The sequence below is a fragment of the Shewanella sp. S1-49-MNA-CIBAN-0167 genome (assembly GCF_040310145.1).
GTDB lineage: Bacteria > Pseudomonadota > Gammaproteobacteria > Enterobacterales > Shewanellaceae > Shewanella > Shewanella psychromarinicola.
Window position 1 is genome coordinate 1 of sequence record NZ_JBEOPO010000550.1, and the last position, 222, is coordinate 222.

Sequence of the window (222 nt, forward strand, 5' to 3'; positions counted from 1 at the left end):
AACTTTCGGCTCAAACCGACAGCAGAACAGGAAGCCAAACTCATTGAGTTTGGCTCATATGCTCGTGGGTTGTGGAATTTGTTGTTGTCAGAAAATCTGCGTCGTTATAGGTACGACAAAACGTTTTTGTTCTATCCAGAAATGGCAAAATTAATTAAAGAGTTAAAGGTATTCGAAGAGTTCTCTTGGTTAAAATCCTTTGATTCTGCGGCTGCACAGCAA

General features: G+C 40.1%; 1 protein-coding gene. It reads left to right on the forward strand.

The genetic code is table 11. From position 1 onward, the window contains the following. A partial coding sequence (locus AAEZ00_RS22390) for a helix-turn-helix domain-containing protein (protein ID WP_351090274.1) occupies positions 1–222 on the forward strand: 222 nt, incomplete at both ends.